Raw genomic sequence first — 16,663 nt, 5'->3', positions numbered from 1 at the left:
CGCGGGGCCGGTGCTCCCCCGCGGCGTGAGCGGTCCTCTTCCTGACGTCGCGTCACCCGGGCGGGCCGTCCCGCGAGGACACACCGCCCGCCGCGTGATCGGGTGGGGCCGTGCACCTACTTCCCGAAGGCGCCCGGCGGCTGGCCGCCTGGTGCGCCGTCATCCTCCTCGTCGCGGCCGTCGGGTGGGTCGGGATCCAGCTCTGCGGCGAACTGCGCACGGCCGTCGTGCCGGTGCTGCTCGCCCTCCTCGGGACGGCCCTGCTCGGGCCGCTGTACCGGCGGCTGGTGAAGGTCGGGGTCAACCGGTCGCTGGCGGCCGGGCTCACCTGCGTGGCGGTGGTCGTGGTCGTCGGCGGCGCCGTCTACATCGTGGTCGCCGCGCTCGTCGACACCGGCGACCAGATCGTCGCCTCGCTCAAGGACGCCGCGACCTCGCTCGCCGAGCACTTCGGGGCGGCCGGCACCTCCCTGCACGACATCGCCTCGAACTCCAGGGAACTGCTGAGCAAGTTCGGCGGGACCGCCGCCTCCAACGTCATCAGCGGCGTCAGCGTCGTCGGCGAGACCCTCGCCGTGGCCGTGCTCGCGCTGCTGCTCGTCTTCTTCTTCCTGCGCGACTCCCACCGCGCCCCCGGCGCCCTGCGCGCGCTGTCCCCGCACGGCACGGCCGACACCGTGGAGGCCATGGCCAGGCGCGCCTTCCAGGCCGTGGAGGGCTTCATGCGCGGTACGACGCTCATCGCGCTGATCGACGCCGTCTGCATCACCGTCGGGCTGCTGGTCCTCGGCGTCCCCGGCGCCGTCGGCCTGGGCGCGCTGGTCTTCGTGATGGCGTACATCCCCTACCTCGGCGCCTTCATCTCGGGCACGGTGGCGGTGCTGGTCGCGCTGGCCGACCGGGGGTTCGTCATCGCGCTGTGGGCGCTCGGCGTCGTGCTCGCCGTCCAGGTCCTGGAGGGCCACGTCCTCCAGCCGGCGATCCAGAGCCGTACGGTGCAGATGCATCCGGCGGTGGTCATGCTGACGATCACCGGGGGCGCCTCGGTCGCCGGGATCCTCGGGATGCTGCTGGCCGTGCCGCTGACGGCGGCCGCGTTCGGCGTCCTGTCGGAGGCGCGCACGCGCTACGCGGGGGAGTCCTCGGACGCGTCGCCGTCGTCGGACAGCCCGAAGTCCGGCGGGTCGTCGGACTTGCCCGAGGACTCGTAGAGCTCGAACCAGATGCTCTTGCCCTGGCCCCGGGGATCGACGCCCCACGCGTCGGCGAGCAGCTCCATGAGCACCAGTCCGCGGCCCGACGACGCCAGCTCGCCCGGCCGGCGCTTGTGCGGGAGGTCGTCGCTGCCGTCCGTGACCTCCACCCGCAGCCGGCGCTCCCCCGTGTCGCCGCTGAGCTGCGCGACGAGCAGGGCGTCCGCGTCGGTGTGCACGAGCACGTTGGTGACCATCTCGGAGGTCATCAGCACCGCCGAGTCGACCTGGTCGTCGCAGGCCCAGTCGTGCAGCAGCTCCCGCAGCTGCTGGCGGGCGCCCGCGACCCGTTCGGGCTCGGCCTGCGCGACGGTGACCATCGTGCGGCGCACCGGCGGCGCGATGACGTCGGCCGTGCTGCCGCAGCCGCAGCCCTCGCCGATCCGGCACAGCAGCAGCACCGCTATGTCGTCCTCGCGGCGGTCGATCAGCGGGCCGGGGGAGTGGTGCGAGGAGGGTCCGTGCACGGCCTGGACCAGGGAGTCGGCGAGGACGTCCATGTCGCCGTCGTGCTCCTCCAGGATCCGGCGGATCCGCCGCCAGCCGGTGTCCAGGTCGTGGCCGCCGGTCTCGATCAGGCCGTCCGTGCACATCAGCAGGGTCTCGGCGGGCTCCAGGACCAGCCGGGTGGTCGGGTAGTCCGCGTCCGGGTCGACGCCCAGCGGGAGCCCGCCCGCGGTCGGCCGCATCAGCACCGTCCCGTCCGCCATGCGGATCGCGGGGTCCGGATGGCCGGCCCGGGCGATGTCCAGCACGCCGGTCGCCGGGTCGACCTCGACGTACAGGCAGGTCGCGAAGCGCGGGTCCATGCTCTCGCCGTCCTGGGTGACGGAGTCGGTGATCCCGTACAGGAACCGGGAGGCCCGCGAGAGCACCGCGTCGGGGCGGTGCCCCTCGGAGGCGTAGGCGCGCAGGGCGATCCGCAGCTGGCCCATCAGTCCCGCGGCCCGTACGTCGTGCCCCTGGACGTCGCCGATGACCAGGGCGAACCTGCCCGCCCCGGACTTCGTCCGGGAGGTGCCGCCGGGCAGCGGGATCATGTCGTACCAGTCGCCGCCGACCTGGAGCCCGCCGCCGGTGGGCACATAGCGCGCGGCCACCGACATGCCGGGTATCTCGGGGCCCAGGGTCGGCAGCATCGAGCGCTGGAGGCCGTCCGTCAGCTCCCGCTCGGACTCGGCGACGCCCGCCCGCGACAGGGCCTGCGCCAGCATCCGGGCCACGGTGGTCAGCACCGAGCGCTCGTCGGGCGTGAACGAGACCGGATAGGAGAACGCCGCCATCCAGGCGCCCATCGTGCGGCCGGCGACCGTCAGCGGCAGGAACGCCCAGCTCTGCCGCCCGAAGTGCTGGGCCAGCGGCCAGGAGGCCGGGTAGCGGGCCTTGTAGTCCTCGGGGGAGGAGAGGTAGACGGCACGGCCGGTGCGGACGACCTCCGCGGCCGGATAGTCGGTGTCCAGGGACATGTGGGAGAACGGCCCCTCGTCACCCGGCTGGTGCCCGTGGTGGCCGATGATCGTCAGCCGGTCCGCCTCCGCGCCGAAGACGGCCAGCCCGTCCGGGGTGAAGCCCGGCATCGACAAGCCCGCCGCGACCCGCAGGACCTCCTCCGTCGACCGCGCCTCCGCCAGCGCGCGCCCCGCGTCCAGCAGGAACGCCTCGCGCGAGCGGCGCCAGTCGCCGGTGACGGGGGTACGGGCGGCAGCGCCGGGGGGCTGCTCGCTGACCTCCTGGAGGGTGCCGACCAGCTCGTACTCGCCCGTCTCGGGGTGCACGGAGGGCCGGGAGCGGCTGCGCACCGTGCGGATCACACGCCCCTGCTCGTCCATGATCCGCAGCCGGGCCTCCGCCAGGGTGCCCTCGGCGACGGCGAGCTGCACGATGCCGTCGATCTCGTTCCAGTCGACCGGGTGGAAGCGGGAGCGTATGCCCGCCTCCGTCAGGGTCGTCGGCTCGGCCGGCAGGCCGAGCAGCCGCGCGCACTCGGCGTCAAGCGTCACCAGTCCGGCCTCGTTGTCCCAGCGCCAAAGGCCGGTCGCGAGGGAGGCCAGGACCTCCCCCACGGTGGGCAGGGGCTCACCAGTGCGCATTCACCCACTCTAAGGAGAGGTGATCGGGAGCTGCCACCGAGAGTATTCGGGCCGGTGATCTCGGGGCGGCCGGTACCCTTGGGAGATCCGGGCTCCAGCCCGGATGTTTCACGTGAAACAGCCCCCGATCCGCGAAGACTGGATGAACGACGATGCATCGGTACAGGTCCCACACCTGCGGCGAGCTCCGCGCCTCTGACGTCGAGAGCGACGTCCGGCTGAGCGGCTGGCTGCACAATCGCCGAGACCTGGGCGGCATCCTCTTCATCGATCTGCGCGACCACTACGGCATCACGCAGCTCGTCGCCCGCCCCGGCACGGCCGCGTACGAGGCGCTCGACAAGCTCTCCAAGGAGTCGACGGTCCGCGTCGACGGCAAGGTCGTCTCCCGCGGCACGGAGAACGTGAACCCCGACCTGCCCACCGGCGAGGTCGAGGTCGAGGTGAGCGAGGTCGAGCTGCTCGGCGCGGCCGCCCCGCTGCCGTTCACCATCAACGCCGAGGACGGCGTCAACGAGGAGCGGCGCCTGGAGTACCGCTTCCTCGACCTGCGCCGCGAGCGCATGCACCGCAACATCCTGCTGCGCACGGCCGTGATCTCCGCGATCCGTCACAAGATGACGGCGCTGGGCTTCAACGAGATGGCGACGCCGATCCTCAGCGCCACCTCCCCCGAGGGCGCCCGTGACTTCGTCGTCCCCTCGCGTCTGAACCCGGGCAAGTTCTACGCGCTGCCGCAGGCCCCGCAGCAGTTCAAGCAGCTGCTGATGATCTCCGGCTTCGACCGCTACTTCCAGATCGCGCCCTGCTTCCGCGACGAGGACGCGCGCGCGGACCGCTCGCCGGGCGAGTTCTACCAGCTCGACGTGGAGATGTCCTTCGTCGAGCAGGAGGACGTCTTCCAGCCCATCGAGAAGCTCATGACCGAGCTGTTCGAGGAGTTCGGCGGCGGCCGGCACGTCACCTCGCCCTTCCCGCGCATCCCGTTCCGCGAGGCCATGCTGAAGTACGGCTCCGACAAGCCGGACCTGCGCGCCCGGCTGGAGCTCGTCGACATCACCGACGTGTTCGAGGGCTCGGAGTTCAAGGCGTTCGCGGGCAAGCACGTGCGTGCCCTGCCGGTGCCGGACGTCGCCGGGCAGAGCCGCAAGTTCTTCGACGGCCTCGGTGACTACGCGGTCGAGCAGGGCGCGAAGGGCCTGGCCTGGGTGCGCGTGGCCGAGGACGGGTCGCTGACCGGCCCGATCGCCAAGTTCCTGACGGAGGAGAACGTCGCGGAGCTGACGAAGCGGCTCTCCCTGGCCGCCGGGCACGCCGTCTTCTTCGGCGCGGGCGAGTTCCACGAGGTCTCGAAGATCATGGGCGCGGTGCGGGTCGAGGCCGCCAAGCGCGCCGGGCACTTCGAGGAGAACGTCTTCCGCTTCTGCTGGATCGTCGACTTCCCGATGTACGAGAAGGACGAGGACACCGGGAAGATCGACTTCTCGCACAACCCGTTCTCGATGCCGCAGGGCGGCCTGGAGGCCCTGGAGACCCAGGACCCGCTGGACATCCTGGGCTGGCAGTACGACATCGTCTGCAACGGCGTCGAGCTGTCCTCCGGCGCGATCCGGAACCACGAGCCCGAGATCATGCTCAAGGCCTTCGAGATCGCGGGCTACGACCGCGAGACCGTCGAGGAGCAGTTCGCCGGCATGCTCCGCGCGTTCCGCTTCGGCGCCCCGCCGCACGGCGGCATCGCCCCGGGCGTCGACCGCATCGTCATGCTCCTCGCCGACGAGCCCAACATCCGCGAGACCATCGCGTTCCCGCTGAACGGCAACGCGCAGGACCTGATGATGGGCGCGCCGACGGAGCTCGACGAGTCGCGCCTGCGCGAGCTGCACCTCTCCGTGCGCAAGCCGCAGCCGAAGTAGCCGACGACCCGCACGAAGCGGCCCGGAACCGAGGAACGGTTCCGGGCCGCTTCGCTGTTCGCGCGGGGTCGGGTGGGCTCAGGTGTCGTAACGGCCGTCCCAGGGGGCGGCGAAGCCGAGGCGGTCCGGGTACAGCTCCGCCCAGGACTCCTCGGCGTCCTCCCCGGTGACCAGTCCGAACAGCACGCCGTCGACGGTCAGCTGGAAGGGGCGGATCGCGATGTCCGTGTACGCGCGCCGGGGCAGGCTGCGCAGCAGCTTCCCCAGATGGGCGCGGGCCCGCGCGAGGACCGAGTTCTCCCCGTGCGGAGCGCGCTGCTGCTCGGCCCAGGTGCCCGCGCACCAGACCTCCGAGTCGCGGTAGCGGCCCTCGGCGTCGAAGGTGTGGAGCGCCACGTACAGGCGCTTGTGCTCTTCCCAGCCGTCGTCGGGACGGAACCCTTCGGGAAACGCGTATGTGATCGACGCCAGGAACTGGCCGTCCGCGTACCGTCCGATGGTCTCGGTGCGGTGCTTGGGCTCGTAGGCGATCGGAATGACCTGGGGGACTGCCATGGCGAAACCATACGGGTGAGCGGGGACATGTCACCGGCGGGGTCGGCCGCCGACGCGGGAGGCCCCGGGTGCCCGGCACCCTGCGGTGCCGGGCGGCCCGCTACTTCAGGGCGACACCGTCGCCGTAGGCGGTGACGGCGCTGGTCGTGCCGGTGCCGGCGAACTTCCAGCGCCAGGTCCCGGAGGAACGCGCGGTGACCGTCGTCCGCAGCTTGCCGCTGCTGTCCGTGGTCGCGGACTTGACCGTCGTGTACGTGGAGGACCCGGACTTCTTGAACTGCAGCGCCACCGACTGGCCGCTGTAGCCCGCGTAGACGTTGGTGTCCCAGTTCGCGCGGGTCAGCGCCCCGGTGACGGTGAGGGTGCCGCCCGAGGCGACCGGCTCCGGCGAGGCCTGCGTGGCCGTCAGCTTCGCGTACCGCTTCACCTTGACCGGCGCGCTGTCCTCCAGGTCGTAGAAGTCGCCGTCGTTCGCGGCGGCCTCCGCGGTGAAGTGCCAGGTGCCGGCGGAGCTGTTCTTCAGGTCGTAGTAGTCGGAGCGGTCGGCCTCCAGGGTGAACTGGAAGACGCACTTCCTGGTCGTCGTCGACGGCCGGGTGCAGTCGGCCGAGCCGGCGTGCACGATCCGGTCGTCGGGGCTGACCAGCTTGGCGCCGTAGATGTCCTTGATCCCGGAGCCGTCCTTGGCGGTGGCGGTCACCGTCAGCTTCTGCGCCGCGCTGACACCGACGTCGACCGTCGTCCTGCTGAAGGACAGGGAGGTGAAGACGGTGTCGCCCTTGCTCACGTCGGCCTGTGCCGCCGGCGTCAGGAACGAGAGCAGTGCCAGGGTGCCGACGGCAGCGCCCGCGGCGGTACGAATACGCATGTTTCTCCACGAATGACGATCCGGATCCTGGTCCGGGCGAGTAGGAGACACACGGCACGCGATGTTGGTTGTACGGATCTTGTGAAGGTCGGCACGTGCATGACGGAAGGGGTGGCCGGGCGCCGGTGCGGCGTGCCCGGCCACCCCCTCCGTCCGGGGCGTGTGCCGCTACTCCGGGGCGCCGCCGAAGCGCTCCTTGTACGTCTCCAGGTCCTCGTCCGTGAGCTTGGCGAAGAGGACCGGCGGGACCGTGAACGGGGTTCCCGCCGGGACCGAGGTGAGGGCGCGGGCCTCCTCGGGGGTGACCCACGTGGCGGTGTCGTCCGGCAGCGCGAACGCCGAGCGCATCGCCTTGGAGGAGGCCGGGATGAAGGGCTCGGAGACCACCGCGTACAGGTGGATCAGGTTCATCGCCGTGCGCAGCGTCAGGGCCGCGCCCTCCTGGTCGGTCTTGATCTCCAGCCAGGGGGCCTTCTCCTCCAGGTAGGAGTTGCCCGCCGACCACAGCGCGCGCAGCGCGGCGGCGGCCTTGCGGAACTGCAGCGCCTCCATCTGCTCCTCGTACTCGGCGAGCAGCCGCGCGATCTCCTCGCCCAGCTTCGCCTCGGCCTCACCGGCCGCCTTGCCCGCCGGGACCTCCTCGCCGAAGCGCTTCTTCGAGAAGGACAGCACGCGGTTGACGAAGTTGCCGAGGGTGTCGGCGAGGTCCTTGTTCACCGTGGCCGTGAAGTGCTCCCAGGTGAAGGACGAGTCGTCCGACTCGGGGGCGTTGGCGATCAGGAAGTAGCGCCAGTAGTCCGCCGGCAGGATCTCCAGGGCGTGGTCCGTGAAGACACCGCGCTTCTGCGAGGTGGAGAACTTGCCGCCGTAGTACGTCAGCCAGTTGAAGGCCTTCACGTAGTCGACCTTCTTCCACGGCTCGCGCACGCCCAGCTCGGTCGCCGGGAACATCACGGTGTGGAAGGGGACGTTGTCCTTGGCCATGAACTCCGTGTAGCGCACGTCGGCCGCGCCGTCCGGCTCGTACCACCAGGACTTCCAGTCGCGGTTCTCCCCGGGAGCGGCGTCCGCCCACTCCTTCGTCGCGCCGATGTACTCGATCGGGGCGTCGAACCAGACGTAGAAGACCTTGCCCTCGGCGGCCAGCTCCGGCCACGTGTCGGCCGGGACCGGGACGCCCCAGTCCAGGTCACGGGTGATCGCCCGGTCGTGCAGGCCCTCGGTCAGCCACTTGCGGGCGATGGAGGAGGCCAGCTGCGGCCAGTCCTCGGAGGCGCCGTCGATCCAGGACTCCACCTCGTGCTGGAGCTTCGACTGGAGCAGGAAGAGGTGCTTGGTCTCGCGCACCTCCAGGTCCGTCGAACCGGAGATCGCCGAACGGGGGTCGATCAGGTCCGTCGGGTCCAGGACGCGGGTGCAGTTCTCGCACTGGTCGCCGCGCGCCTTGTCGTAGCCGCAGTGCGGGCAGGTGCCCTCGACGTAGCGGTCGGGCAGGAAGCGGCCGTCCGCCGGCGAGTACACCTGGCGGATCGACCGCTCCTCGATGAAGCCGTTCTCGTACAGGCGGCGCGCGAAGTGCTGGGTCAGCTCCGCGTTCTGCGGGGAGGAGCTGCGGCCGAAGTGGTCGAACGCCAGCTGGAAGCCGTCGTAGACCGCCTTCTGCGCGTCGTGCGCCTGGGCGCAGAACTCGTCGACCGGCAGGCCCCGCTCCTTGGCGGCCAGCTCGGCGGGGGTGCCGTGCTCGTCCGTCGCGCAGATGTAGAGCACGTCGTGGCCGCGCTGGCGGAGGTACCGGGAGTACACGTCCGCCGGGAGCATGGACCCCACCATGTTGCCCAGGTGCTTGATCCCGTTGATGTACGGAAGGGCGCTGGTGATGAGGTGTCGAGCCATCGCGGGCTGCTCCCAAGTCGCTACGTGCGGTGACGGATGTCGATTCCGGCTGCACCGCCGGGCCGTCGTACGAACCTTGAAATCGTAGCCGACACGCGTGGGCCGCCCGCTTCCCGTTTTACGGGGTGGGAAGCGGGCGGCCGGTCGAGCGCGGGGACCCGGCCGGCGGGAGCGCCGGGGGCGGGTCCGGCCGGGGCTACGGGCGCCAGTTCGCGAGGATGCCCTCGTAGACCTCGGCGTCCGTCAGCTCGCGCGGGGCGGGGCCCGCGTGGAAGAAGGCGGCGTTGTCCGCCTTCAGCTTGCGGAGGTAGTCGAAGCCCTTGGCCTCGTGCTCGCCGAACGCGACGAAGGAGAAGAAGAGGGGCAGCTTCGCCGCGTCCTCCAGGGCCTGGTTGGCGGGGCCCTTGGCGTCCGGGGCGCCGTCCGTCTGGAAGACGACCAGCGCCGGGTCCTTCGTGCCCGACTTCTCGTAGTGCGCCACGATCTCCTCGACCGCCGCGTGGTAGCTCGTACGGCCCATGCGGCCGAGGCCCTCGTGCAGTGCGTCGATCCTGCCCTCGTACTCGGACAGGGTCAGCTCGCCGGTGCCGTCCAGCTCCGTGGAGAAGAAGACGACGTGGACCGTGGCCTCCTTGTCGAGGTGCGCGGCGAGGGCGAGGACCTGCTCGCCCAGGGCCTGGGCGGAGCCGTCCTTGTAGTACGGGCGCATGGAGCCGGAGCGGTCGAGGACGAGGTAGATCTTGGCTCGCGTGCCGGTGAGGTCCCGCGTCTTGAGGGCGGTACCCGCTTCCTTGTACGGGGGGACCAGGGCCGGGGCCTCGGACTTCACGCGGGTGAGGGGGACGGCGGGCCTGCCCTGCGGCGCCGTCTTCTCCGACGCGGCCGTCTCCGACGTGACCGTCTCGGCCGACGGGGCCTTCTCCGACGCGGGCGCCTTCTCCGGCGTGGTCGTCTTGGCCGACGGGGCCTTTGCAGGCGTGGCCGTCTTGGCCGGCGCCGCCGTCTTCTTCACGGTGGCCTTCTTGGCCGTGGTCGTCTTGGCCGCGGTCGCCGTCTTCTTCGGCGTGGCCGCCTTCTTCGCGGGGGCGGTCTTCTTGGCGGTGGCCGTCTTGGTCGCCTTGGCCGGGGTGGTCGCCTTGGCCGGTTCGGCGGGGGTCTCGGCCTCGGCTTCGCCTTCGGCCTTGTCGTTCCCACCCGCACCACCCGTGCGGCTCTCGTCTTCGGCTGCGAGTGGCCCCTGCTCGGCCTGATCGCCGTCGGCGTCCGCGGGAGCGTCCGCCTTCGCGGCCTCGGCCGCCGCGGGCTCCGCCTTCGGCTTCGCTTCCGCCTCGGGCTCCGGTGCCTTCTCGGCCTTCGGCGCGCTCTTGGCCTCGGGCGCCTGCTTCGGCTCCGAGGTCGCCTCAGCCGCGGCCTTGGGCTCCGCTTCCGGGGTGGCCTCGGCCTTCGGCGCGGGCTCCGGGGTGGCCTCGGCCTTCTCCGCCGGTTCCGGCGTGGCCTCGGGTTCCGGTTCCGGTTCCGGAGCCGCCTCGGGCTTCGCCTCAGCCTCGGGCTCGGGCTTCGCCTTAGCCTCGGGCTCGGGCTTCGCCTTAGCCTCGGGCTCGGGCTTCGCCTTAGCCTCGGGCTCGGGCTTCGCCTCGGGCTCCGCCTTAGGCTCGGCCTCCGTTTCGGGCTCCGGAGTGGCCTCGGCCTTGGTCTCAGCCTCGGGCTCGGCCTTCGCCTTGCTCGCAGGCTCGACCTCGGCCTCGGGCTCGGCCGCGCCCTTGCTCTCGGGCTCGGCCGCGACCTCGGCCTTGGCCGCACCCTTGCTCTCGGCCTCGGCCGCACCCTTGCCCTCGGGCTCGGGCTCGGCCTCGGGCTTCGTCGTCGCCTTCGGCTCCGGTGTGGGTTCCGTGGCGCGGGGCTTGGGGACCGTGACGTTGTCGAACGCGGCCGAGACCAGCTCGTCCACCACGGACGGGTCCGGTTCGGCCGACGGTGCGGGCACCTCGACGGAGGACGCGGCCGCCTTCGGCTCCGTGGCGTCCGGCTCGGTCGCCGGGGCCGGAACCGTGGGAGCCGTCGCCTCCCGCGAAGTCTCCGCGTCGGCGTCACGACCCTTGCGTGAGCGGCCGAACGCATTCCGCAGGAGAGTGAGAATGCCCATGTGCGCAACCCTTCGCGTGAGTTGATGCCCGTCAATCCCTGGCCAGGACGGACACGTAAGGTTAGCGGCCACAGAGGGTGATCTTGTCCGGGGTCCGGGCCCCGGGACAAGGGCTGACGGGACCCCGTTCCGTAACGTTCCCGGGCTCCGGCCGCGCCGCCCCCAACACCTCTGTGGATAACAGCGGTTCACCCCCGCTTCACCTCGTGTCCCCGTTTCGGCACGCGCGGCCACCTAGCGTCACGCTGACACCGAGGGAACGTCTGGGGAGACAAAGTGCGCAAGCTGCTGCCGTTGATCGGATCGTCCGGCTCACATCCCGGCGGCCGGTCCGCCCTGACCTGCCGGTTCCGCTGTGGCGACGCCTGCTTCCAGGAGGTGCCCAACACCAGCGGCAACGCCTACGTGGGCGATGTGATCGCCGGTGCGCTCAGCCGCCGGTCGGTGATGCGGGCGGCCGCCGTCGTGACGGTCGCCACCGCGGCAGGCACGGCCCTCGCCGGCCCCGGCGCCCCGCGGGCGGCGGCCGCCGCCGGTGCCGCTCCGGCCGCGAAGGACAAGGGCAGGGCCGCGCGCGGGCTGCGCTTCGAGGCCGTCGCCCCCAACACCACCGACGCCGTGGTGATACCCGACGGGTACCGGCAGAACGTCGTCATCCGCTGGGGCGAGCCGATCCTGCGCGGTGCTCCCGCCTTCGACCCGGAGCACCAGAGCGCCGCGGCCCAGGCCGGCCAGTTCGGCTACAACAACGACTTCCTCGCCCTGCTGCCGCTGCCCGGCGAGCGCGGCAGGCAGCTGCTCGTCGCGAACCACGAGTACACGGACGAGGTGCTCATGTTCCGGGGGTACGACCCCGCGAACCCCACCCGCGACCAGGTCGAGATCGCCTGGGCGGCCCACGGGCTGTCCGCGGTCGTGGTCGAGGAGGACCGCCGCACCGGTCGCCTCACCGCCGTCACCCGGCACCACCTCAACCGCCGCGTCACCGCCACCACCGAGTTCCGGCTGACCGGCCCCGCCGCCGGTTCCCCCCTCCTGCGGACGTCCGCCGACCCGACCGGCCGCAAGGTCCTCGGCACCCTCAACAACTGCTCCGGCGGCACCACTCCGTGGGGCACCACGCTGCACGGCGAGGAGAACTTCAACCAGTACTTCGCGGGCGGCACCCGGGACACCGACAAGCGGTACGGCATCGGCACCGGGGCGACCGAGCGCAAGTGGGAGCGGTTCGACAAGCGGTTCGACATCGCCCAGGAGCCGAACGAGGTGCACCGCTTCGGGTACGTCGTGGAGTTCGACCCGTACGACCCGACCTCCACGCCCCGCAAGCACACCGCCCTCGGCCGCTTCAAGCACGAGGCGGCCACCGTCCGGCTGACGGACGACGGCCGCCCGGTCGTCTACACCGGCGACGACGAACGCTTCGACTACTTCTACAAGTTCGTCGGCAGCAAGCGGATGAAGAAGGGGTCGGGCCGTGCGGTCCGCGAGCACAACCTCTCCCTCCTCGACGAGGGCACGCTGTACGTCGCCCGGCTGACCGGTGACTCCCCGGCCGCCGAGTTCGACGGCACCGGCAAGCTCCCCTCCGACGGCGAGTTCGACGGCAGCGGTACGTGGATCCCGCTGGCCACGGCGACCGCGCACGGTGCCGTCTCGCACGTCGAGGGCATGACGGCGGAGGAGGTCTTCGTCTTCACGCGCCTCGCGGGCGACAAGGTGGGCGCCACCAAGATGGACCGGCCCGAGGACATCCAGCCCTCGCCGCACACCGGCAAGGTGTACGTCGCGCTGACGAACAACTCCAACCGCGGCAAGACCGGCTACGCGCCCGCCGACGAGGCTAACCCCCGCAACGCCAACAAGCACGGGCACATCCTGGAGCTCACCGAGCGCCGGGGCCGCGCCGAGAGCACCGACTTCGCCTGGTCGCTGTTCCTCGTCGCGGGCGACCCCGCCGACCCGGCCACGTACTTCGCGGGCTTCCCGAAGGACCGGGTCAGCCCGATCTCCTGCCCCGACAACGTGGCCTTCGACCCGCACGGCAACCTGTGGATCTCCACGGACGGCAACCAGCTCGGCTCGCACGACGGCCTGTTCGGGGTCGCGACGCGCGGCGAGCGGCGCGGTGAGCTCAAGCAGTTCCTGACGGTGCCGACCGGCGCCGAGACCTGCGGCCCGCTCGTCCAGGACCGGCGGGTGCTGGTCGCCGTCCAGCACCCCGGTGAGATCGACGGGGCGACGGTGGAGAAGCCGGCGAGCGTCTGGCCGGATGGACCGGGCACCATCGTGCGCCCGGCCGTGGTCGCGGTGTGGCGCGCGGACGGCTGCGACATCGGCGTCTGAGCGAGGACCCGGACGACGGGTGCGCGCGCGGGGTGGGTCAGCGGGTCGGTGCGAAGGCCCGGTGCTCGTCCCGCTCGCGTTCCAGCCACTCCCGGTACGCCGGTGCCAGCAGCGCCGTCTCCCAGTACGCCTCCGCGAGGGCCGGGTAGACCGCGTCGAGCGCCGCGTCCGTACGGGCCGCGAGCAGCAGCCGTACGCCCAGCGGGTCGCCCTCGATCCGGCGGACGGCCGCGTCGGGCCGGGACGGCGAGGTGGGCTGGCAGACCGTGACGACCTCGCCGGTCGCGACGAGGGCGGCGGCCGTGTGGTAGTCGCCGTGCAGGACCCGCGGGCTGAGTCCGGCCGCGCGCAGCATCCGGTGGACGGCGTCCCACTCGCCGTCCACCGTGGGGTCGACCATCCAGCGGTCCCCGGCCAGGTCGGCCAGGCGGACCAGGGCCCGGTCCGCCGCCGGGTGGTCGGCGGGCAGCGAGACGAACTGGGGCTCGCGCTCGATCAGTACGCGCAGCCGCAGCCCTTCCGGGACGCGCAGCGGGGAGCCCTCGACCTCGTGCACGAAGGCGATGTCGAGCTGGCCGTCGGCGACCATGCGCAGCAGGGCGTTCGGCGAGACGTTCATGTGCAGGATCGGTTCCTGCCGGCGTCCGCGCAGGCGGCGCAGCCAGCCCGCGAGGGCGCGGCTGGCCGTGGAGCCGACGCGCAGCTGGGGGCCGTCCGCGGTGGCGGCGCGGGCCTCGGCGACCAGGGAGCGCATCTCGGCCACCAGGGGGCGGGCGCGGAGCAGGACGAGACGGCCGAGCGGGGTGGGGCGGCAGCCGGTGGGCTCGCGGGTGAACAGGGCGCCGCCCAGCTCCTGTTCGATGCGGCGCAGCTGGGTGCTCAACGAGGGCTGGGCCACGCCGAGGTGGCGCGCGGCACGGTGCAGACTGCCGGTGTCGGCGATGGCGCACAGCGCTCTCAGATGCCTCACCTCGAGGTCCATGTCCCGGGAGCCTAAGGCGGAACCGGGCCTCGCACCAGATGTACAAACCGCAAGCAAATCCGGCGAGTTGGACGGCCCCGCGGGACGGCCGAGGAGCGCCGATAGCCGCGTCCTATCGCCCTTTGCCATCATCACAGCCGCCGCACAGGCACCGACACTCACCGATGACGACTTCACCCCCCACCCGAGGAGTCATCGCATGAGGGTCTCCCTGCACCTGTCCCGTCCCCTGCTCGCGGCCGCCGTCGGCCTCGGCGTCACCGCCGCCGGTCTGGGCGCCGTCCCGGCCTCGGCGGCACCCGAGCCCGCTCCCTACGCCGGTTACACCGGCTCGGCCGCGGAGGCCGACGCCAACCAGGCGTTCTTCGAGGCGGTCATCAAGTCCGTGGCGGAGAAGCGTGCCGCCAACCCCGGTGCCGCCTCGGTCACCGTGATCTACAACGCGTCCAGCGCGCCCACGTTCGCCACGCAGATAGCCCGCAGCGCCTCGATCTGGAACAGCTCGGTGTCGAACGTGAAGCTCCAGTCGGGCTCGAACGCCGACTTCCGGTACTACGAGGGCAACGACTCGCGCGGTTCGTACGCCTCGACCGACGGTCACGGCAGCGGCTACATCTTCCTGGACTACGCGCAGAACCGGCAGTACAACTCCACCCGCGTGACGGCCCACGAGACCGGGCACGTGCTCGGGCTGCCGGACCACTACTCGGGTCCGTGCAGTGAGCTGATGTCCGGCGGCGGGCCCGGCACGTCGTGCACCAACGCGTATCCGAACGCGACGGAGCGCTCCCGCGTCAACCAGCTGTGGGCGAACGGCTTCGCGAAGGCGCTGGACAAGGCGCTGGCCAAGGCCGACGCCCGCTAGGGACTGTCCGGCCGGCCGGTCTCGCCCTCCCGGCGGGCCCGGCGCCGGCAGTCACCCCCCATGGGTACGGACCGCCCCTGCACGGGCGGTCCGTACCGCTGTCGTCTCAGGACACGGCCCAGGGCTCATCCCCGCCGGTGGAGGGTGAGGTCGACGACGAGGGCGCGGTGGTCGGTGCCCGCGAGGTGCAGGAAGCGGGCGCCGCGTGCGGAGAAGTCCGCGGAGACCAGTACGTGGTCGATCTGGGCGCCGAAGCGCGGGGCGGTGCGCGCGGGCCAGCTGGGCGTACGGGGTGATCCGGAGAGGCGGGCGCCGTCGAGCAGCCCGGCGTCGAGGATCCGGCGGAACGCGGCGTGGTCCTGGGAGGCGTTGAAGTCGCCCGCGACGACGGTGGAGCGGCCCCGGTTCCGGGCGGCGTGGTCGCGCAGCGCGCCGAGCTCCTCGCGCCACGGGCCGAGCCCGCCGGGCAGCGGCGGCATGGGGTGGGCGAGCTGGAGGTGTACGGTGTGGCCGCCGACGTCGGCGACGGCGCCCGGCATGCCGAGGGTCCCGGGCACGGGCGGGGTCCGCGTGAGCGGGAACCGGCTGAGGATCAGGGACCCCTCGGAGCCGCCGGCCTCGACGGCCGACCGGTGCGGGAGGCGTGCGCCGAAGGTCCTCACGAGCCGCGCCTGGCAGGTGTACTCGCACTCCTCGACGAAGACGACGTCGGGCCGCTCCCGCCGGATCGCGGTGACCAGCGCGCCGGTGCCCCCGCCGAACTGCACGTTGGACGTCAGCACCCGCAGCGCGGCGACGGCGTTCCCGGCGGGTTCACCGGTCCTGCCGTACGGCTCCAGGTACCAGGCCAGCGTGCCGAGCACGGCCAGCGCCCACACGAGCCCGGGGCGCCAGCGGGCGAACGCGGCGAGCAGCAGGGCGAGTCCGGCGGGCACGAGCAGCCACGGCAGGAACGCCAGCAGCTGCGGCACGGGTGTGACGCCGTCGCGGTCGGCCGCCCGGCAGCCGGCGACGACGCTCACCCCGGCCAGCAGCAGCCCGCTCGCCAAGGCGGCCGGGACGCGGGTCCCGCGCCGGGGGCCGGTCCGTCCGGCCGGGTCCGTGGCCGGTCCGGCCGCCGTCGTGTCCAAGGCCGGCCTCCCGCTCCCCGCGCGTCGTGTGCCCGGATCCTCCCCCGAAGACGGGACGCGGGGGCTGATGGTTGCCGCACGGGTCCTGCGGTGTGGGTGCCTCAGACGGTGCGCGCCGTGCGGTCCCCGGTCGCCAGGGCCCAGATGACGAAACCGGCGATGGCGATGGAGATGAGCGACCAGACGGGGGCGTACGGCAGGAACATGAAGTACTCGATCATGTAGAGGGCGGCCAGGCCGATGCCCACGCCCCGCGCCCAGTCCATGCCCTTGAGGACACCCCAGCCGGTGACCGCGACCAGGGCACCGAGGACGAGGTGGATCCAGCCCCAGGTGGTGAGGCTGAACTCGTACACGTAGGAGCCGATGGCCTGGTAGACGTCGTCCGTGGCGATCCCCGCGATGCCGTTGAGGATGCCGAGGACGCCGCCGATCATCATCAGGATCCCGGCGAAGACGGTGCCGCCCTCGGCCCAGGACGAGCTCCTGGAGCGGGCGGCCGTGGGAGTTGACGCGGTGTGCTGGGTCATGGCGGTCTCCTCTGCGCGATGTCATCGCAGCTTCGTCCCGCGCATGCCTCCCCCGCATCACGGATGGGCCGGACGGGTGACCTGCCGTCCGC

General features: G+C 72.1%; 12 protein-coding genes. 4 read left to right on the top strand and 8 right to left on the bottom strand.

Annotation, left to right across the window (positions count from 1 at the left end; all coding sequences use genetic code 11):
- Window positions 1-110 precede the first annotated feature (110 nt).
- On the top strand, window positions 111-1,211 hold the full coding sequence (locus tag ACFYQQ_RS17640; protein ID WP_355785109.1) for an AI-2E family transporter: 1,101 nt from the start codon (window positions 111-113) through the stop codon (window positions 1,209-1,211).
- On the opposite strand, the gene ACFYQQ_RS17635 is transcribed toward ACFYQQ_RS17640, so the two are convergent.
- Entirely contained in the window at window positions 1,127-3,343 is a 2,217-nt protein-coding gene (locus ACFYQQ_RS17635; protein ID WP_355785111.1) for a SpoIIE family protein phosphatase, read from the bottom strand. The two genes, ACFYQQ_RS17640 and ACFYQQ_RS17635, sit on opposite strands and share 85 nt — an antisense overlap.
- A gap of 152 nt (window positions 3,344-3,495) precedes the next feature.
- On the opposite strand from ACFYQQ_RS17635, the gene aspS reads away from it, so the two are divergent.
- Entirely contained in the window at window positions 3,496-5,259 is a 1,764-nt protein-coding gene (gene aspS, locus ACFYQQ_RS17630) for an aspartate--tRNA ligase (protein ID WP_355785114.1), read from the top strand.
- Window positions 5,260-5,337: 78 nt separating this feature from the next.
- On the opposite strand, the gene ACFYQQ_RS17625 is transcribed toward aspS, so the two are convergent.
- The 4 genes from ACFYQQ_RS17625 to ACFYQQ_RS17610 form a co-directional block, all read right to left on the bottom strand.
- Entirely contained in the window at window positions 5,338-5,814 is a 477-nt protein-coding gene (locus tag ACFYQQ_RS17625) for a hypothetical protein (protein ID WP_355792773.1), read from the bottom strand.
- A gap of 100 nt (window positions 5,815-5,914) precedes the next feature.
- Entirely contained in the window at window positions 5,915-6,682 is a 768-nt protein-coding gene (locus ACFYQQ_RS17620) for a calcium-binding protein (RefSeq protein ID WP_355792776.1), read from the bottom strand.
- A gap of 168 nt (window positions 6,683-6,850) precedes the next feature.
- The gene (gene metG, locus ACFYQQ_RS17615; RefSeq protein WP_355792779.1) at window positions 6,851-8,575 is read right to left on the bottom strand and encodes a methionine--tRNA ligase; all 1,725 of its coding nucleotides are present in this window, start codon (window positions 8,573-8,575) and stop codon (window positions 6,851-6,853) included.
- 196 nt (window positions 8,576-8,771) lie between these two features.
- Complete coding sequence (locus ACFYQQ_RS17610) at window positions 8,772-10,718, bottom strand: VWA domain-containing protein (protein WP_388904825.1); 1,947 nt, start codon at window positions 10,716-10,718, stop codon at window positions 8,772-8,774.
- Between the two features lie 276 nt (window positions 10,719-10,994).
- Here ACFYQQ_RS17610 and ACFYQQ_RS17605 point away from each other — a divergent pair, with 276 nt between their 5' ends.
- Entirely contained in the window at window positions 10,995-13,064 is a 2,070-nt protein-coding gene (locus ACFYQQ_RS17605; protein ID WP_356163735.1) for a PhoX family protein, read from the top strand.
- A gap of 37 nt (window positions 13,065-13,101) precedes the next feature.
- Here the strand turns inward: ACFYQQ_RS17605 and ACFYQQ_RS17600 are convergent, their stop codons facing one another.
- Complete coding sequence (locus ACFYQQ_RS17600) at window positions 13,102-14,046, bottom strand: LysR family transcriptional regulator (protein ID WP_356238063.1); 945 nt, start codon at window positions 14,044-14,046, stop codon at window positions 13,102-13,104.
- A 199-nt stretch (window positions 14,047-14,245) separates the two neighbouring features.
- Here ACFYQQ_RS17600 and snpA point away from each other — a divergent pair, with 199 nt between their 5' ends.
- Entirely contained in the window at window positions 14,246-14,911 is a 666-nt protein-coding gene (gene snpA / locus ACFYQQ_RS17595; protein WP_356163737.1) for a snapalysin, read from the top strand.
- 125 nt (window positions 14,912-15,036) lie between these two features.
- Here the strand turns inward: snpA and ACFYQQ_RS17590 are convergent, their stop codons facing one another.
- Together ACFYQQ_RS17590 and ACFYQQ_RS17585 are read right to left on the bottom strand one after the other, a co-directional pair.
- Entirely contained in the window at window positions 15,037-16,041 is a 1,005-nt protein-coding gene (locus tag ACFYQQ_RS17590) for an endonuclease/exonuclease/phosphatase family protein (RefSeq protein ID WP_355786740.1), read from the bottom strand.
- A 101-nt stretch (window positions 16,042-16,142) separates the two neighbouring features.
- On the bottom strand, window positions 16,143-16,571 hold the full coding sequence (locus tag ACFYQQ_RS17585) for a hypothetical protein (RefSeq protein ID WP_355786738.1): 429 nt from the start codon (window positions 16,569-16,571) through the stop codon (window positions 16,143-16,145).
- Window positions 16,572-16,663: the final 92 nt, after the last annotated feature.

It is taken from the genome of Streptomyces sp. NPDC005496 (assembly GCF_042872045.1).
Lineage (GTDB): Bacteria > Actinomycetota > Actinomycetes > Streptomycetales > Streptomycetaceae > Streptomyces.
This window is presented reverse-complemented; position numbering and strand designations above follow the sequence as displayed.